Annotated in this window: 16 protein-coding genes and 1 pseudogene; 7 read left to right on the plus strand and 10 right to left on the minus strand. The window is 42.7% G+C overall.

Going from position 1 to position 15302, the window contains the following annotated elements; genetic code table 11:
• Nucleotides 1-59 precede the first annotated feature (59 nt).
• Nucleotides 60-926, plus strand: a complete 867-nt coding sequence (locus AXF17_RS07415) for a nitroreductase family protein (RefSeq protein WP_094234469.1) — start codon at nt 60-62, stop codon at nt 924-926.
• A gap of 92 nt (nt 927-1018) precedes the next feature.
• On the opposite strand, the gene AXF17_RS07420 is transcribed toward AXF17_RS07415, so the two are convergent.
• The 4 genes from AXF17_RS07420 to AXF17_RS07435 are packed head-to-tail and all read right to left on the minus strand — an operon-like array spanning nt 1019 to nt 6227.
• Nucleotides 1019-1504: an NUDIX hydrolase gene (locus AXF17_RS07420; protein WP_094234470.1), complete on the minus strand. Its 486-nt coding sequence runs from the start codon at nt 1502-1504 to the stop codon at nt 1019-1021.
• Nucleotides 1504-3360 (minus strand): ABC transporter ATP-binding protein, encoded by a 1857-nt coding sequence (locus tag AXF17_RS07425; RefSeq protein WP_094234471.1) that lies wholly within the window; start codon nt 3358-3360, stop codon nt 1504-1506. Before AXF17_RS07425 ends, AXF17_RS07420 begins: the two co-directional genes overlap by 1 nt.
• Complete coding sequence (locus AXF17_RS07430) at nt 3360-5663, minus strand: ABC transporter ATP-binding protein (protein ID WP_094234472.1); 2304 nt, start codon at nt 5661-5663, stop codon at nt 3360-3362. Before AXF17_RS07430 ends, AXF17_RS07425 begins: the two co-directional genes overlap by 1 nt.
• A 3-nt stretch (nt 5664-5666) precedes the next feature.
• Nucleotides 5667-6227: a MarR family winged helix-turn-helix transcriptional regulator gene (locus tag AXF17_RS07435; protein ID WP_094234473.1), complete on the minus strand. Its 561-nt coding sequence runs from the start codon at nt 6225-6227 to the stop codon at nt 5667-5669.
• Nucleotides 6228-6623: 396 nt separating this feature from the next.
• Here AXF17_RS07435 and AXF17_RS07440 point away from each other — a divergent pair.
• Together AXF17_RS07440 and AXF17_RS07450 are read left to right on the plus strand one after the other, a co-directional pair.
• Nucleotides 6624-7661 (plus strand): annotated as a pseudogene (locus AXF17_RS07440) (YeeE/YedE family protein).
• 58 nt (nt 7662-7719) lie between these two features.
• On the plus strand, nt 7720-7944 hold the full coding sequence (locus AXF17_RS07450) for a sulfurtransferase TusA family protein (RefSeq protein ID WP_094234475.1): 225 nt from the start codon (nt 7720-7722) through the stop codon (nt 7942-7944).
• Between the two features lie 175 nt (nt 7945-8119).
• Here AXF17_RS07450 and AXF17_RS07455 read toward each other — a convergent pair whose 3' ends face one another.
• Nucleotides 8120-8575: a rhodanese-like domain-containing protein gene (locus AXF17_RS07455; protein ID WP_094234476.1), complete on the minus strand. Its 456-nt coding sequence runs from the start codon at nt 8573-8575 to the stop codon at nt 8120-8122.
• A 173-nt stretch (nt 8576-8748) separates the two neighbouring features.
• Nucleotides 8749-9285 (minus strand): LOG family protein, encoded by a 537-nt coding sequence (locus AXF17_RS07460; RefSeq protein ID WP_094234477.1) that lies wholly within the window; start codon nt 9283-9285, stop codon nt 8749-8751.
• A gap of 218 nt (nt 9286-9503) precedes the next feature.
• On the opposite strand from AXF17_RS07460, the gene AXF17_RS07465 reads away from it, so the two are divergent.
• Genes AXF17_RS07465 through AXF17_RS07470 form a run of 3 tightly spaced genes read left to right on the plus strand, consistent with a single transcriptional unit; the run spans nt 9504 to nt 11140 of the window.
• Nucleotides 9504-10076: a TlpA family protein disulfide reductase gene (locus AXF17_RS07465; RefSeq protein ID WP_237049034.1), complete on the plus strand. Its 573-nt coding sequence runs from the start codon at nt 9504-9506 to the stop codon at nt 10074-10076.
• Nucleotides 10077-10100: 24 nt separating this feature from the next.
• Nucleotides 10101-10247 carry a CD1871A family CXXC motif-containing protein gene (locus AXF17_RS09230; RefSeq protein WP_169711338.1) on the plus strand — a complete coding sequence of 49 codons (147 nt, stop codon included), beginning with the start codon at nt 10101-10103 and terminating at the stop codon, nt 10245-10247.
• An 8-nt stretch (nt 10248-10255) separates the two neighbouring features.
• The gene (locus AXF17_RS07470; RefSeq protein ID WP_094234478.1) at nt 10256-11140 is read left to right on the plus strand and encodes a 4Fe-4S binding protein; all 885 of its coding nucleotides are present in this window, start codon (nt 10256-10258) and stop codon (nt 11138-11140) included.
• Nucleotides 11141-11191: 51 nt separating this feature from the next.
• Here the strand turns inward: AXF17_RS07470 and AXF17_RS07475 are convergent, their stop codons facing one another.
• Both AXF17_RS07475 and AXF17_RS07480 read right to left on the minus strand, forming a co-directional pair.
• On the minus strand, nt 11192-11701 hold the full coding sequence (locus AXF17_RS07475) for a methylated-DNA--[protein]-cysteine S-methyltransferase (RefSeq protein WP_237049035.1): 510 nt from the start codon (nt 11699-11701) through the stop codon (nt 11192-11194).
• A gap of 12 nt (nt 11702-11713) precedes the next feature.
• Entirely contained in the window at nt 11714-12400 is a 687-nt protein-coding gene (locus tag AXF17_RS07480) for a hypothetical protein (protein ID WP_094234479.1), read from the minus strand.
• Between the two features lie 260 nt (nt 12401-12660).
• Between AXF17_RS07480 and AXF17_RS07485 the strand changes: the two genes are divergently transcribed.
• On the plus strand, nt 12661-13686 hold the full coding sequence (locus tag AXF17_RS07485; RefSeq protein ID WP_094234480.1) for a sugar-transfer associated ATP-grasp domain-containing protein: 1026 nt from the start codon (nt 12661-12663) through the stop codon (nt 13684-13686).
• A 120-nt stretch (nt 13687-13806) separates the two neighbouring features.
• On the opposite strand, the gene AXF17_RS07490 is transcribed toward AXF17_RS07485, so the two are convergent.
• Together AXF17_RS07490 and AXF17_RS07495 are read right to left on the minus strand one after the other, a co-directional pair.
• Complete coding sequence (locus tag AXF17_RS07490) at nt 13807-14496, minus strand: ferric reductase-like transmembrane domain-containing protein (RefSeq protein WP_094234481.1); 690 nt, start codon at nt 14494-14496, stop codon at nt 13807-13809.
• Nucleotides 14493-15302: hypothetical protein (locus AXF17_RS07495; protein ID WP_207651548.1), on the minus strand; the 810-nt coding region annotated here is incomplete at its 5' end. The genes AXF17_RS07495 and AXF17_RS07490, both read right to left, overlap by 4 nt.

Raw genomic sequence — 15302 nt, forward strand, 5'->3', positions numbered from 1 at the left:
GTACTAATTGTGCAAAATTGATATTATGGTTCTATGTATGGACTTGAAAGGAGAACTTTATGGAATACTTAAGATATTATGATGAAATTGTTTCTCGCCGCCAGTCGTGCCGCGATTTCGCAGATACAGTAGTTGACGCTGCTTCAGTTGAGGAAATCAAAGCCTACAACGAAGTAGTTCCTAGACTGATTCCTGAGATTGCTACAGAACTTCACTTCTTTAGCGGTGATGTAGTGGATTTTATTGGAAACAGTGTAGGATATAACGGCTTTACAGTAAAGGCACCAAACTACCTAGCTCTATACTCTGAGGATGCACCTCACTACCTAGAGAACGCTGGATTTATCGCACAGGGATTAACTCTTAAGCTAACACAGCTCGGCTTTGACGCTTGCTGGCTAACAATAAACGATGCTGAAGCTGCTAAAGGCGCACTCGGTATAGATACAGATAAGACTCTTGCAGTATTTGTCGCATTTGGACACGGCAACAAGGCCAAGAAGGACGTTCGTCTCGATATCAAGAGCCCATCCAACGTTACAATGGTTTCTTGCGAGAAGAAGGTTGCACCAAAAATCAGCATGCAGGATCTACTTTCTTACAAAGTATACGGAGAGCCGGTTAACATGGAGCTTCTATACACAGAGCTAGAGGATGCACTACTATCAATCGCTGTTGCACAGTCATTCTTTAACCGCCAGCCATACAGAGTAATCGTTGATGACGATATCGTATCGCTAATCGGACTAGATGACGAACTCACAACAGCAGAGGACCAGCTTCTCAACTACGGTATTGCAATGTTCAACTTCTATGCAGTTCTCGACTCAACTAGAGCTGGCGTTAAGATGTGGAGCTTCGATGAACCTGGTAGGGATCTGCAGCTTCCTGCAAATGCTCACTACATCGCTAAGATTAGAGTATAATTTACGGATAGATAATATAAGACCTAGGATATGGAATCACATTGTTCCAGCTCCCAGGTCTTTCATTTTGAGTTTTACTCTCTTAGAGCACCTTATATAGGCTTACCATCGAGCGCAACTTCTATCAGCTCATCGTTCTCGTTATATACGAGCTTAAGCGAGAAAAAATCATCTCGTTCATTAAGGAATCTGAGAAATATCTTATCGCCCTCCCAGAGTTCGAGGCCTAGCAGCTTATCCTTTGGCACCCACTCGAGTACGCCTTCATCACACGGCACAGCCTCACCTTCAAATCCAGTTGCTGTAAATAGATGCATGTACTCAATCATCTCATTATCACCGCTTCCGTAGATGAAGGTAACTATGCCGCGAAATTTGTACTCGGTAAGGGTGTACCCCGTCTCTTCACGCACTTCACGAAGCAAACAGTCATCGGGACTATCTCTATCCTCGAAATGACCACCGACACCAATCCATTTATTATGGTTGATATCATTTGCCTTGGTGATGCGATGCAGCATTAGATAGCAATCATCCTTTTCGATATAGCACAGCGTACTTAGTCTAGCCTTCCCCATTACGATGCCTCCACTTCGTCAAATTGCGAGTTATATAGATCTGCATAGGCCCCGTCTTTCGCGAGAAGTTCGTCATGCGTTCCTTGCTCTATTATATCACCGTGGTTCATCACGAGTATAAGGTCTGCATTTCTGATAGTCGATAGCCTATGAGCTATAACAAACGTCGTGCGTCCCTTCATCAGATTATCCATGGCTTCCTGAATTCTGACTTCAGTTCTCGTGTCTACCGAAGATGTAGCTTCATCAAGAATCAATAGCTTTCTGTCTGCGAGAATCGCTCTTGCAATTGTGATTAGCTGCTTCTGCCCTTCTGAGATATTGGTCGCATCTTCGTTTAAAACCATGTTGTATCCACCTGGCAGAGTCTTGATGAATCGATCCGCCCTTGCCGCCTTAGCAGCTGCTATAACCTCTTCATCCGTCGCATCCTGATTTCCATATCTGATGTTCTCCATAATCGTATCGGAGTACAGCCACGTATCTTGAAGTACCATGGCGATGTTATCTCTTAGACCATGACGACTCATCGCTCGGATATCTATGCCATCGATTTTAATCACACCTGCATTTACATCGTAGAACCTCATTAGGAGCTTGACAATAGTTGTCTTGCCCGCACCAGTTGGTCCTACGATAGCAATTTTCTGACCTGGCTTAACGCTCGCGTTGAAATCATTGATGATAACCTGCTCAGAATCGTAGCCGAACTTAACATGCTCAAATTCCACATATCCTTCTACATCAAGGTCTTCGATTGTATTTTCAGGCTCAACAGGTTCCTCTTCCTCGGCTAGGAATTCAAATACACGCTCTCCTGCTGCACCCATCGACTGCACCTGATTCATAACCTGTGCAACCTGAGACAGTGGCTGTGTGAGATTTCGAACGTACTGGATAAACGCTTGGATGTCTCCGATGCCAATCACGTTTTTGATAGCGAGCATAGCTCCCGATATAGCAACACCAGCGTATCCTAGATTTCCGACGAACATCATCACCGGCTGCATAACACCAGATATAAACTGCGACTTCCACGCCGACTCATAGAGCATCTCGTTGGTCTCTTTAAAAGTCTTCTCTACTGACGCCTCTTTATTGAACGCCTTGATTACGAGCTGACCCGAAAAATTCTCTTCAATCTGACCGTTGATATTTCCAAGATATTCCTGTTGCATCTTAAAATGCTTTTGTGACATCTTGATGATAAAGCCGAGCAGTACTGTGGAAATAGGAATCGTGATAACTGAAATCAGTGTCATGAGTGGCGAAATGGTAAGCATCATAACTATTACACCGATTATCGTTGCTACGGATGTAATAATCGTTGTCACGCTCTGGTTTAAACCTGTTCCCAAAGTGTCAACATCATTAGTAATCCTCGACAGCACGTCACCGTACTGATGACTCTCGAAATACTTCATCGGCATGCGATTAATCTTTTCCGAGATGTCGCGGCGCATGTTATACACGATTTTCTGAGTTATACCTGTCATAATCCAGCCTTGGATGAAGCTGAGTATCGAACTAAGTGCATACAGCGCAACGGTTAGAGCTAGAATCTTGCCAATCGTCGTGAAATCAATAGTTCCAGTACCTTTAATCTTGTACATCAGTCCTTCTGCCAACACTGTGGTCGCACGGCCCATAACCTTAGGTCCTATAACCTGAAATACTGTGCCTGCAATTGCAAAGAAGATTACGACAATAAATGTATATTTATAATTGCCGCTGTAACTGATTATTTGCTTCATCGACTTGCCGAAATTCTTTGGCTTCTCGGCAGCTGCTCCAACTTCTTGGCTGTGCCCATGCTTCTTTGCCGGAGCTGGTTTAATTTTCGTATTCTCTGCCATTATTCCACCTCCAGTTCGCTCTTCGAAAGCTGAGATTCAGCAATCTGCTTATACACTTCGCATGTCTTGAGCAGTTCTCTATGCCTGCCCTTTCCGACAATCTCACCATCGTCGAGGACTATTATCTGCTCGGCATCCATAATTGTGCCGACGCGCTGCGCAACAATGATTTTAGTCGCATCCTTCTCGTACTGGGCGAGCACTTTTCTGAGCTTTACATCCGTCTTCATATCGAGTGCAGAGAAGCTGTCGTCGAACACAAGAATCTTTGGATTTTTGGCAATTGCCCTCGCGATTGATAGTCTCTGCTTCTGTCCACCTGAAACGTTCGACCCACCCTGTGCGATAGCACTTTCAAATCCATATTCCTTTTCCTCAATGAACTCGAGAGCCTGCGCTACCTCCGCGGCCTTACGAATCTCTTCGGGAGTAGCATCTTCATTTCCAAATCTGATATTTGAATCGATAGTACCCGAGAATAGAATTCCCTTCTGTGGTACGAAACCAATATGACTTCTTAGAGACTTCATACTTAAGCTTCTTATATCTCTGCCATCGAGCTTAATGCTTCCATCTGTTACATCAAAGAACCTCGGAATCAGGTTCACTATTGTACTCTTGCCTGAACCCGTACTACCGATAATCGCGGTGGTTTCTCCTGGTTCAGCTGTAAAACTAATGCCTGATATTACATCTTCTTCAGCATTGGAATACCTAAAGTAAACGTTATCAAACTCGAGTCTTCCCATGATTTCCTTAAGCTCTACTGCATCAGGTCTATCTAGCACTGATGATTCAGACTTTATAACTTCATCGATTCTGTTTGCCGCAACTCCCGCTCTTGGAATGAGTATCGACATTACGGTGAGAATCATGAATGACATGACGATCATCATTGAATAAGTGAGGAATGCTGTCATCGAGCCTACCTGCATATCACCTGTATCAATTCTATGTGAAGCAACCCAGATGATTGCCACACCCAGAAAATTCATCAGCAGCATGAGTAGAGGCGGCATGAATGTCATCACTCTGTTTGTAAAAAGCTGCGTCTTCTTAAGATTACTATTCGCCTTATCAAAACGTTTTTCCGCGGAACTCTCTCTGCCGAATGCACGAATTACTGGAATGCCGGTGAGTATCGAGCGAGAAACGCTATTTAGCGCATCTACGAGTTCCTGCATGATGCGGAATTTTGGTAGTGCGATGACCATCAGTATCACCACCAAGACTATTGCCGAAGCTACTCCCAGCGCTATTACATAGCTCATATGGGCACCGGTCTCGACAACCTTGTATATACCCCAAGCTGCAAGCACTGGCGCATATAGCACCATACGCAGCATAATTGTCGTAGTCATCTGAACCTGCTGTACATCATTTGTAGCTCTTGTAATCAGCGACGATGTCTGGAAGCTGTCCATCTCGGCATTCGAGAAGCTCATTACCTTTTCAAATACCTCTTTTCTCAGCGTCATACCTATCTTCGCTCCTATCTTCGAAGCGATGTACGAGGCGATAACTGCTGCCGAAATCATAACCAGCGTTACGAGCATCATCTTGAGGGCTATGTCCCATAGATAAGCTTTTTGCACCTTGTCTATGTTAACGCCTGCAGACTCAGCTGCACTTGTTGCATAAGCGATTCCCATAGACTTGAGCGTCCTATCTCCAACAGAAGAAATCGTCTTATCCATATCCTTTTTTGATTTACTAATAGTAGCCTCATCCATCTGTCCGCTAGCAATCCTCGCCCGAATCATCGGACGCATATCTACATATGTGTGCTCCTTGCCATTCTGATCCTTCGCCTTAAACGATCTGATATCAACCTTCATAAGCTTGGCGATTTCATCAACAGACATATCATCGATGCGGGCAGCAAGAGTTTTAGACTCCGGTCTCGCCGATAATTGTTCCTTAACCGTCTTCTTGAACTGCTTAACTGTCATGTGTCCGAGCTGATAGCTAAGAACTATCGGTTTAAGAAATTTACTGTCTAGCTTCTCAAGCTTGTCATCATCCTTAACCACAAGAGTATATGTGTCACCCATCTTTTTATAAGCATCAGTCCAGCTCTCCTTCTCACTATCCGTCATGAAGATTTGAGCTTCACTATATTCAGTCTCAGAAACCTTAGTAGGCAAAATATGTTCTATTCCCTTGTTCTGGACTCCAGTGTCGATCATCTTCTGCATGTAGCCAGGAATCGAAATATCACCAAAGGCCTGAATTACAAGCACCACGAGGAGTATAAGGATAGTTAGCTTGTAAGGCTTTAAGTTCTTAATTAGCTTTGTCATATACTATCTGTCATCCCCTTCCTCATGCGAATTATCACTCACAGAAATACTATTTTCTCTATGAGTGTCAAAACTCGTATTAAGCTCATTTTCTAGTTCTTCTTGCGCTATATCTGAGAGCTCTGAAATAAGTGATATAACCTCGGATACTTTATCTTCTCCGAACCTGCTAAAGACAGCATCAAAATATGAATCGATTATCTTCTTGTATCCTTTAATCTTTGTAAATCCATCTTCAGTGAAAAACACCAAAGTATTACGTCTATCGTTCGAATCGATTCTTCTCTCAATTATTCCTTTCTCTTCAAGATCAGCTAACATACGTGAAACGCCTGGCATTGTCGCATTAATAGCTTTGGCAAGTTCGGACACCTTTATTCCCTTCAGTACAGATATGTCGATATCTATATCATCGGAAAACTCACCACACTTGCCAGACTCGCATCTACAGAGGGCGTTAATCAGCATATGTTCGCTCGGACTTAGCTCCGGTACAAGCTTCCAAAACTTAACCTTATGAAAGCTTTGCATCTGAAGTAAGAATTTTAACTGATAGTCTTTCATTAGAAACTCCTATTTTCTTAATTGTTTCATTAACATGCTTAATACAAGCTGTAATAACCGTTTATTAAGGTTCGATTGCTACTATTTACTTTGTGTAGTTAATACTTAACATTGTTAATTATTGTTTGCATAAAGGATTATACTCTTAGCTTCGTTGACAGTCAAGGATTTCTTGTCTCTTTTATACTTTTATTGTTGTTATTTCCAATATTTTGCACTGATACCGAGTATTCCACAGATTTAAATACATAGATATTCCTTATTTGAAATAATTTAGTATTTATTATCTATATACATGTATTAAGGCTTTATCTAAATAAATATAATTATAAATTAGAGCTCATATAAACAAAGGAGGCTACTTTGTTACTGAATTTATCTGGTTTATTTATAGGATTGCTGTTCGGCTTTCTACTCAAGCGCGGACGTTTCTGTCCTACCGGAACAATACGAGATATCTATCTTGAGAAGAAATATTATAATGCTGTTCTCATCCTAGCGATAATCGCTACTGAAGGATTGCTTTACCACATACTCGTTGGCAGTATGACCATTCCAGCACCATTCTTCGGTTGCTACTCGATGATTGCCGTTCCTCTAGGAGGCTTTATCTTCGGAGTAGGCGCAGTGCTGTCAAATGGCTGCGTTACGAGTACACTCGTGAAGTCGGGAGATGGCCGAATCATCGGAATACTATCGCTGATTGTCTTTGCAACAACTGAATATTTTACAAACAAATGGATTTTCAAGCCATTTACGCAGAAGGTAATGGGAATTCAAGAGGTATACGATATCGACCTGTTCGATATGCCGTTCTCGCCCGTGTTCATCTTTGCACCAGTAGTGATTCTGCTCTACGTAATAATGTTTCGTCACTACAGAGCACATAAGCCTAAGTACAAACTGCCGCAGTCATACACTGGTCTACGCCACATATTCTGCGAGAAGATCTGGAGCCGTGAGATAACGGTTGTACTCATCGGCGTGCTTATGGCTGCTGCATTCTACTTCAGCAGCTTGACTGGTAGAAACGGTGGAATATCAATCTCAGACCCAGTGCTATCATGGTTTAACATGATTACTGGCACACATTCTGAGCCTATCGGATGAGTTGTCTATAGCAGAACCGGCGGCGTCGGTTGGGACAACTTGGTGATCGTGGGAATTATCCTCGGATCATTCTTCACAGCGCTAATAAGCAAAGAGTTTTCGATAGTTAAGACGGATAAGAAGATTGTAATCAAAACTGTTTTGGGAAGTATGCTCATGGGCATCGGAGCGGTATGGGCTAAGGGCTGCCTGATTGGAAACGGTCTAGTGGCAACTTCTCAGTTAGCAACTAGAGCTTGGCTCGCACTACTATTCATTGCACTTGGAATCTGGTTTGGAGCATGGTTTATGTACGTTCGCTGTTCTAAAAGCGCTAGAGGCTAATAACAACAGTTGCAGCTTATATATGAAATTATTTATAACCACATCAGGAGGAATAACGATGGAAAACATTAAGCTAGATACAAAGGGAATGGACTGCCCACTACCACTAGTAGAGCTCAAGAAGGCTCTCAGTGAGGCTGAGGAAGGTCAGGTTATCGAAGTAGAATTCACTTGCCCAGACGCAGTAGTAAATCTTCCTGGTTACTGCGAGGAGCATAACCACGAAGTGCTTGAGTTTGACAAGCAGGACAACAAAGCTTGGAAGCTCACAGTTAAGAAGTAAACTTCAAGCAGCTCAACCTCATCTTCTTCATCGCATTTATCTTCAGGCTCAAGCAGCTCTGGTTTATTCGGCTCTACGTTGCATACACAGCCGCAGCAGAATGATGATACATGGAAACAGCGAGGGTTTTCCCTCGCTGTTTTGGTTTCTGAATATACTTGCTATCTACAATAAGTTAGTTGCTCTCGCCCTCCTGCAAATCCTTATACTCTTCTTCGACGATTACTTCGCCCTTCCATACCTTGAGTCCATTGAACTCATATACGTTAGTGTATCCCTGCTTAGCAAGACGCTTTGCCACTCTCTTGCTGAGACCGCCGTAATCACAGTATAGAAGTATCTTTTGATTTTTATCAGGAAGTTCTTTAACTTCGCCCTTGTCGAAGTCTTCGTACCAGATTGGAATAGACTTTGGAATGTGTCCCATTCCCCAAGCAACCTTGCCTCTTACGTCAACAATCTTCGCATCGTCCTTATCTGCATTCTCAACGAATTCAGCTGCTTCCTTGCCTGATATGTGCGTGTAGCCGTCCTTGTTCTTCTTATCATCTGTGTCCTTCTTTGTACAGCCTGCAAAGAGAGCTGTGCTGATAGCCAGAATCATAATAATTGGTAATATCTTTCTCTTCATTTTTTCACCTATTCCCAGTGACCTTCTGAAACAACCACGGTTTCAGTCCATTGATTATGCAACCTACAAAATAATTGTATATAGGTTATATATGATTGTCAAAATGGTTTTTACCAATTATTTCTATGTTAATATAGCTCTTTTAAATAGGAACTCCTTATATTATTGCAAATCTATTTCTCGTCTAACACCGCCTTAATTTCATCCAGGTTACTAGCGAAAACGACTTTGCTTAAATCCTCAGCTGGCAGAAAGCCGTCATCTACCATCTCATCTATTAACGTTTTTAGCGAGTCATAGAAGCCTTCGATATTATAAACAATACAAGGCTTTTCTGTTCTATTAAGTCTTCTGAGTGATATTATCTCTGAAATCTCCTCGAGAGTACCAGGCCCCCCTGGCATTGCGATAAAAGCATCGCCCAGCTTAATCATGCGAGTCTTACGCTCTGGCATGGACTGTACGATCTCTAGCGTGTAGAGACCCTCGTGACCCTTCTCTTGTTCGAGCAGGAACTCTGGAATGATACCGTAGACCTTGGCACCACCTTCGAGAACAGTATTTGCAACAGTGCCCATCAGGCCGACATTTCCGCCGCCATAAACTAGACTGTGACCGCTCTCAACAATCCATTTTCCAAGCTCAACAGCTCTATCCTTAAACTCGGACTTCTCACCGAAGCGAGAGCCACAGTAAACTGTAATATTCATATCCTTTTTCTCCTTTTCCATATCGTATAATTCTAGTATCATTGGCCGCATAGGTCAACGATGTATTTTTATTAATAATTTTGATAGTACACAATTAAAATTAAGATTTTTATAATTATTAATTCCCTAACTTAAATGATATACTAAATTCATATCGCAAAGACATAGTATATTGTGTTGCGTTTACTCGCGATAAATAAGGAATATTGAGGAATATTATGAAGAGAAAAATACACATTATGAGATTTGTAGCGATGGCAGCAGTTGTGCTTGCGCTCGCACTAATATTTACAGGTTGTAGCAAGGGAGGATCAGACTCACAGGGTAGCGAAAGCCCTAAGTCTAGCCTCAAGAAGTTTGAAACTACTACTCTTGACGGCGAGAAATTCACACAGGACAATCTAAAGGATTACGATCTAACGGTGGTTAACGTGTGGTCGACAACTTGCGGTTACTGCATTGATGAGATGCCTGCTCTTGAGAAACTAAAAGAGAAGCTCCCTTCTAATGTGCAGATTATAACTATTTGTCTTGATGGAGAGGCTTCACCTGATACTGCTAAAGACATACTTGCAAAACAGGGATTAACTGCCAAGACACTCGTACCAAGTGATTCACTAAACGATCGACTTCTAAAGCACGTAAGCGGTACACCTACTACAATCTTCTTTGATAAGAATGGCAAGCAGGTTGGTGAACCTAAGGTTGGAGCATTCTCAACACGTGATGCAGATGCAGTTGCAGAGCTGTACATGAAGGAAATAAATACTCGCCTTGAGAAGCTATCCTAGTAGGAGAATACTAGATAAGATATTATGTCTAAGAAGTATAAGAAGCTGATACCGGCCTTCCTAATCGCGGCTAGTATCGTTATGTTAATTGTTGGTATCGATAGAGGTGAGATGGCGACAGTCTTCAGTAAGGCTGCCACCGTCTGTCTCGAATGCATTGGTATCGGTTAGGAGGCGCCATGAAGACAAACAACCCAAGGCGTCATTTTGTGCAGCTTGTAGCTGTATTCCTGACCAACCCTCACATCTCAAACTTTAGAAATGGTACAATTCACAAGGGCGATAGCAAGAGTTTCTGCTCACCTGGGCTGAACTGCTATTCATGCCCTGCAGCTAGCACTGCCTGCCCTATTGGAGCACTTCAGTCAGTCGAAAACGGTAACAAATATCACATCTCATATTATGTGATGGGATTTTTGATGATTACAGGGGCCTTTCTCGGCAGGTTTGTATGCGGATTCTTATGTCCATTCGGCTTCTTCCAAGACTTGTTACACAAGATTAGAGTCAAGAAGCGCAAGATACCTGTATGGCTGGATAAAGTGCTCAGATACTTCAAATACGTTATACTTCTGGTATTCGTACTTGCACTGCCGATAACTCTCTCAAACGAGTTTGGAATCGGTGAACCATTCTTCTGCAAGTACATCTGTCCAGCAGGTACTATCGAGGCTGGAATCCCACTCCTCATTAAGAACGAGTCACTCCGTGCGATGATGGGAGTCCTCTTTAACTGGAAGATGATTCTCCTGATTATCACGGTAATACTTTCGACGATGATCTACAGACCTTTCTGCAAATATGTATGCCCCCTAGGTGCTATATATTCGTTTTTTAACCGCTTTAGTGTACTTCAGATGGAATTGGATAGGGGAACATGTATAAACTGCATGAAGTGCGAAATTCACTGCGACATGCAGGTCAAGGTACTCGATAATATCAATAGCGTCGAATGTATCCGCTGTGGCAAGTGTAGAAGCATATGCCCTACTAACGCCATTAACTGGACTGTGGGTGAAAAAGTTATTCTAAAATCAAACGAAAACAGAAGGCAAAGAACGTAGCTCTGTCTGTTATTTTTATTATCACTATATTCTGGATATACTCGTCTATTGTTACCTCAGATTATGCTTTTTAAAATCAACACCCTCGTGATGCAACAAATAGATTTTCTTTTCCATGCCGCCAGCATATCCTGTAAGTTTTCCATCCTTCCCTACTACTCGGTGGCAAGGCACTATGATTGAGAATTCGTTTGCTCCAACAGCACCGCCCACAGCCTGCGCTGACATGCGTTCTTTACCTAGTCTTCTCGCGGCTTCGCTCGCGATTTCACTATATGTACAGAGTTCACCGCACGGAATCTCCAGCATTATCCGAGAGACAATCTTTCTAAACTCTGATCCATGTAGCTTCAGTTCCGGCGTGAAGCTGGGAGTATTACCTCTGAAATATTCATCAAGCCAACGCACCGTATCAGCTATATGTTTATTTGCCGCTGGACTATCGATATGCTCTACAGATCCATATATCTTATCTTCGTTAAACCATACACCGAGTAGGCTGTCCTCATCGGCACACAACTTGAGTAGCCCCATCGGCGAATTGTAATAATACATGTACATTGTAAATCTCCATTAATTATATGGGTTTATCAGTTTTGGACTACTTCCGACATTCTCTTTAATCACCCTCACATCATCAGGCGAGAGCTCTATATCGTAACTCACGGCAATCACAAGCCAAGTGTAGCAATAGTCATCAATGTTGGTATCCGGCAGCCACTCGCTTGGACCTTTGTCAGACTTATCGCGGTTTATCGCCCCATCTACATCAACACCCACACGTACGTCCGTCGCGTACTGGTGCTTCTTTGAGTGACTCCATCCAGCTCCGCCGTGTTTATTTACATAGTTAAGCGGAATTATATGGTCGAAGTTGCTGTCATTGATATCAAGCTTATCGCCTGTATATGGATCTGTGTATGAACCACTCTTATAGTGCTTACTCGTTACAAATGCGAATTTTCTAAGAGAATACTTCCTGCCTTTATACTCGATTCTCTTGTAAGGCTCAGTATATGAGTCCCTGTCATAATCTACATACTCGTTCGGCGATGCTACCTTCACTTCATCAAGCAACTGCTCGACGCTTTTCTCCTTAAGCGGTTTGACCTTGTTACTCGAACTACCTGAATCGCCTATATCTACTCCCATCTGATTAAGGATAAGAACAGCTATAGCGATTACTAGCGTCGCAACCATCTTCTCCAGCTTTTTATTATTTCTTCCGTATCCCTGTCTTGAATATCTCTGTCTCGTCATGTTATTAACCCTTTACACATTGCATCTAATTACAACCCTGATTTGCGGCTTTCTAATACTTCATATTTCGTTTACTCATATCCTGTTAAATAGCAGTTTGTTCTCTTTTCTCAATACGTTTATAATACCACAGTTAGTGTATCCTCGGGCAACTTACGATTCACGAAATAGCCTAATAAACAATTGATTTATAACTATTACATGATATAAAATAACTAAATAAACAAAATATTTTACGATTTATGAAATGAGGAATTTATATGGGCGAAAGCAAACTAAAGTACGGACTAAGAGTGCTCAAGAACGCTAGCTTCAAGAAGTTCACAGATTGTGTCAACGAGGCGCACAGAATTTCTGGCAAGAGCAAGCTTGCGTGTGCAAGGGAAATTGTGCACTGCATGAGAAAATTCGATGCCGGTTACTATGATTATGTAATCTTCCAGTTCTGGGACAAGACTGACGCGGAGAGAGATACTTACCTGACTAGATTCAGAAGCAAGAAGCTTGTATCTCAGATGAATGATCCAGCTTACGCACATTTCTTTGATAACAAGGATGAGTTTAACGAAAAATTCAAGGACTACATCGGCCGTGACTTTATCGAGCTTGAGACTGCTACTAAAGAAGAAATTGAGGCGTATTTCAACAGAAAAGATAAGGTTTTCTGCAAGCTGAAGGATCTCGAGTGCGGAATCGGTTGCGAGCGACTTGAGACTTCTGACTTTGAGAACTTCGATGAATTCTATGCTTATATCAAGGAAAAGGGATTTGGAACTCTTGAAGGAGTTATCGAGAATCATCCTGACCTTAACAAAGTGTATTCAGGCAGTGCCAACACTATGCGTATGATTACGATTATCGGTGATGACGGCAAGCCACATCTGATATATTCAGTTCAGAAGTTCGGCATCAACGGCAGAGTTGTAGACAACTACGGAGTTCACGGACCAGTTGACCTAGAGACTGGCGAGTTCCTCTTCCCTGCTCACTCTGGTGACACTAAAGCAGAAGGACTTTACACGGAGCACCCTAACTCACATGAGAAGCTAGTCGGCTTTAAGACGCCGCTCTTTAAGGAAGCTAAGGAGATGGTTCTGAAAGCAGCGATGGAAGTTCCACAAATCAGATACGTGGGCTGGGACGTTGCTGTAACTCCGAATGGGCCTGCTATCATCGAGGGCAATGTATACTGCGCTCATGATTTCTGGCAGCTGCCAGGACAGACACCTGGCAACATAGGAATTATGCCTACACTTAAGGAGCTTGTACCTAGTTACAAGTATTAATTGGCATAAAAACTCAAAGTTATAATATATTTTCAGATTTAATTAAACTACAGGGGCGATCTCATTCGAGCCAGCCCCTGTTTTGCTTTATTTTATGTATAAACTATGAAAGCTATCTGTTTATACAGCAGCCTTGAGCTTTCTGCTCTTTAGCGCTGCCTTTCTGAGCCTTAGTACTACGTAACTGCCGTAAATCAATGTATAAACAACTATTCCGGTTATATGAGACTTCACATCTGCCGAGTACAGCACCATTACATGTACGTAGATTCCGATGAAGAACGGATATGCCATGCGCTGAATCTTTTTCCAAGTCTTACCACTCATCTTGCGACGAACCACCTTAAATGAGGTGATGAAGAGAGGAATAAGCATAGCTAGCAGGCACAGAGTGATTGACGATGCAATCAGCTCTCTAGTAGGCATAGCCTTTGGATTTGTAAACAGCATCGGGAAGTAATGAACTCCGAAAACCACGTTGTGGCTTAGTGTTAGCAAGCTTCCGATGATAGAAATCTCTCCGCGCACACTCATCAGCTTACGAGAGAGCTTGTTGTGCTTAGTGATTACACCAAGGTACATAACTACCATAAATGTAGCCGTAGTGAATATACCTCTAACGAACATGTCCATAAAGTACACGTTAAACCACTCTGGGAACTTTTGAACATAACCGTAGTTGTAATATAGAACTACCGCTCCGCACCACACGTATATGCCTAGATAAAAAGCCCCTGGGTGCTTCTTAATTGCATCTGCTGTCAGAATATAGAATATGACAGTCACTGCGATTCCAAATATTAAGTTCACGATACCGTCCTTTCCGTCTCAGCCGCAGCAGAGTTTTCTGCTACTACCTTGCTCTCTGCTGGCTTCTGTACGTCTTCTTTCTTATTAACCTTACCACTCTCTTGGTGACTTGCACTTGCTGCACCTGAGCTTGCTCTTGTGTTTGAGCTAGCGATTGCTGATGTAGCAGCACTTCTTGTATTAGCTGCACTGCTTGCAACAGCTGCGGTTGTAGCATTCTCTACTGGATTCTTGACATTAACCATTACTGGCGTCTTAGTCTTCTTATCGATTCCATCTACTGAGAATTCAAGAACTGCCTTTGTTAAGCCCTTCTTGGATAAGTCTGGCTTCTGTACGAGAGTTACCTTAACCGAACCGTCAGCAGGAATGTTGCTAAACTTAGCCTTGTAATCCTCGAGTGTTGGCTCCTTGCCATCCACTTCTATTGGCTGTGTATTCACTCTCTGAGGTGTAAATGCCACTCCGCCGTCCTCGTCATCGTCAGCGATTCCGTCGTGGTCTTTGTCTCTATAAATCCAGTATTTGTACTTTCTAACTAGCAGTTTACCGTTCTTCTTGGCTTTGAATTTAAGGGTTACTGTCTTGAACATCCCCCCGTCACCGTCCCACTTGTCGTCGTCAACGACCGGTGTTCCAGTGATAGTTCTGCCATCGAAGCTGAGTCCTTTAGGGAGTCCTTCGATGGTTGTCTGCATCTCGGCATCCTTATCCAGACTCTTAACAGTCGCAGGCTTAATAGGCATACGCTCAGTCCACTTTGGTCTACCTGGTTCATCAAGATCGGTCTCGATTACCTTGCTGTC

This window comes from Mogibacterium pumilum, assembly GCF_002243385.1.
Classification (GTDB): Bacteria; Bacillota; Clostridia; order Peptostreptococcales; family Anaerovoracaceae; genus Mogibacterium; species Mogibacterium pumilum.

What these genes read in the sequence shown, in the direction of transcription:
- AXF17_RS07425 (WP_094234471.1), bottom strand. Translation starts at nt 3,360, where the DNA reads ATGGCAGAGAATACGAAAATTAAACCAGCTCCGGCAAAGAAGCATGGG.
- AXF17_RS07455 (WP_094234476.1), bottom strand. Translation starts at nt 8,575, where the DNA reads ATGAAGAGAAAGATATTACCAATTATTATGATTCTGGCTATCAGCACA.
- AXF17_RS07480 (WP_094234479.1), bottom strand. Translation starts at nt 12,400, where the DNA reads ATGACGAGACAGAGATATTCAAGACAGGGATACGGAAGAAATAATAAA.
- AXF17_RS07465 (WP_237049034.1), top strand. Translation starts at nt 9,504, where the DNA reads ATGAAGAGAAAAATACACATTATGAGATTTGTAGCGATGGCAGCAGTT.
- AXF17_RS07450 (WP_094234475.1), top strand. Translation starts at nt 7,720, where the DNA reads ATGGAAAACATTAAGCTAGATACAAAGGGAATGGACTGCCCACTACCA.
- AXF17_RS07415 (WP_094234469.1), top strand. Translation starts at nt 60, where the DNA reads ATGGAATACTTAAGATATTATGATGAAATTGTTTCTCGCCGCCAGTCG.
- AXF17_RS07475 (WP_237049035.1), bottom strand. Translation starts at nt 11,701, where the DNA reads ATGTACATGTATTATTACAATTCGCCGATGGGGCTACTCAAGTTGTGT.
- AXF17_RS07435 (WP_094234473.1), bottom strand. Translation starts at nt 6,227, where the DNA reads ATGAAAGACTATCAGTTAAAATTCTTACTTCAGATGCAAAGCTTTCAT.
- AXF17_RS07470 (WP_094234478.1), top strand. Translation starts at nt 10,256, where the DNA reads ATGAAGACAAACAACCCAAGGCGTCATTTTGTGCAGCTTGTAGCTGTA.
- AXF17_RS07460 (WP_094234477.1), bottom strand. Translation starts at nt 9,285, where the DNA reads ATGAATATTACAGTTTACTGTGGCTCTCGCTTCGGTGAGAAGTCCGAG.
- AXF17_RS07430 (WP_094234472.1), bottom strand. Translation starts at nt 5,663, where the DNA reads ATGACAAAGCTAATTAAGAACTTAAAGCCTTACAAGCTAACTATCCTT.
- AXF17_RS07420 (WP_094234470.1), bottom strand. Translation starts at nt 1,504, where the DNA reads ATGGGGAAGGCTAGACTAAGTACGCTGTGCTATATCGAAAAGGATGAT.
- AXF17_RS07485 (WP_094234480.1), top strand. Translation starts at nt 12,661, where the DNA reads ATGGGCGAAAGCAAACTAAAGTACGGACTAAGAGTGCTCAAGAACGCT.
- AXF17_RS09230 (WP_169711338.1), top strand. Translation starts at nt 10,101, where the DNA reads ATGTCTAAGAAGTATAAGAAGCTGATACCGGCCTTCCTAATCGCGGCT.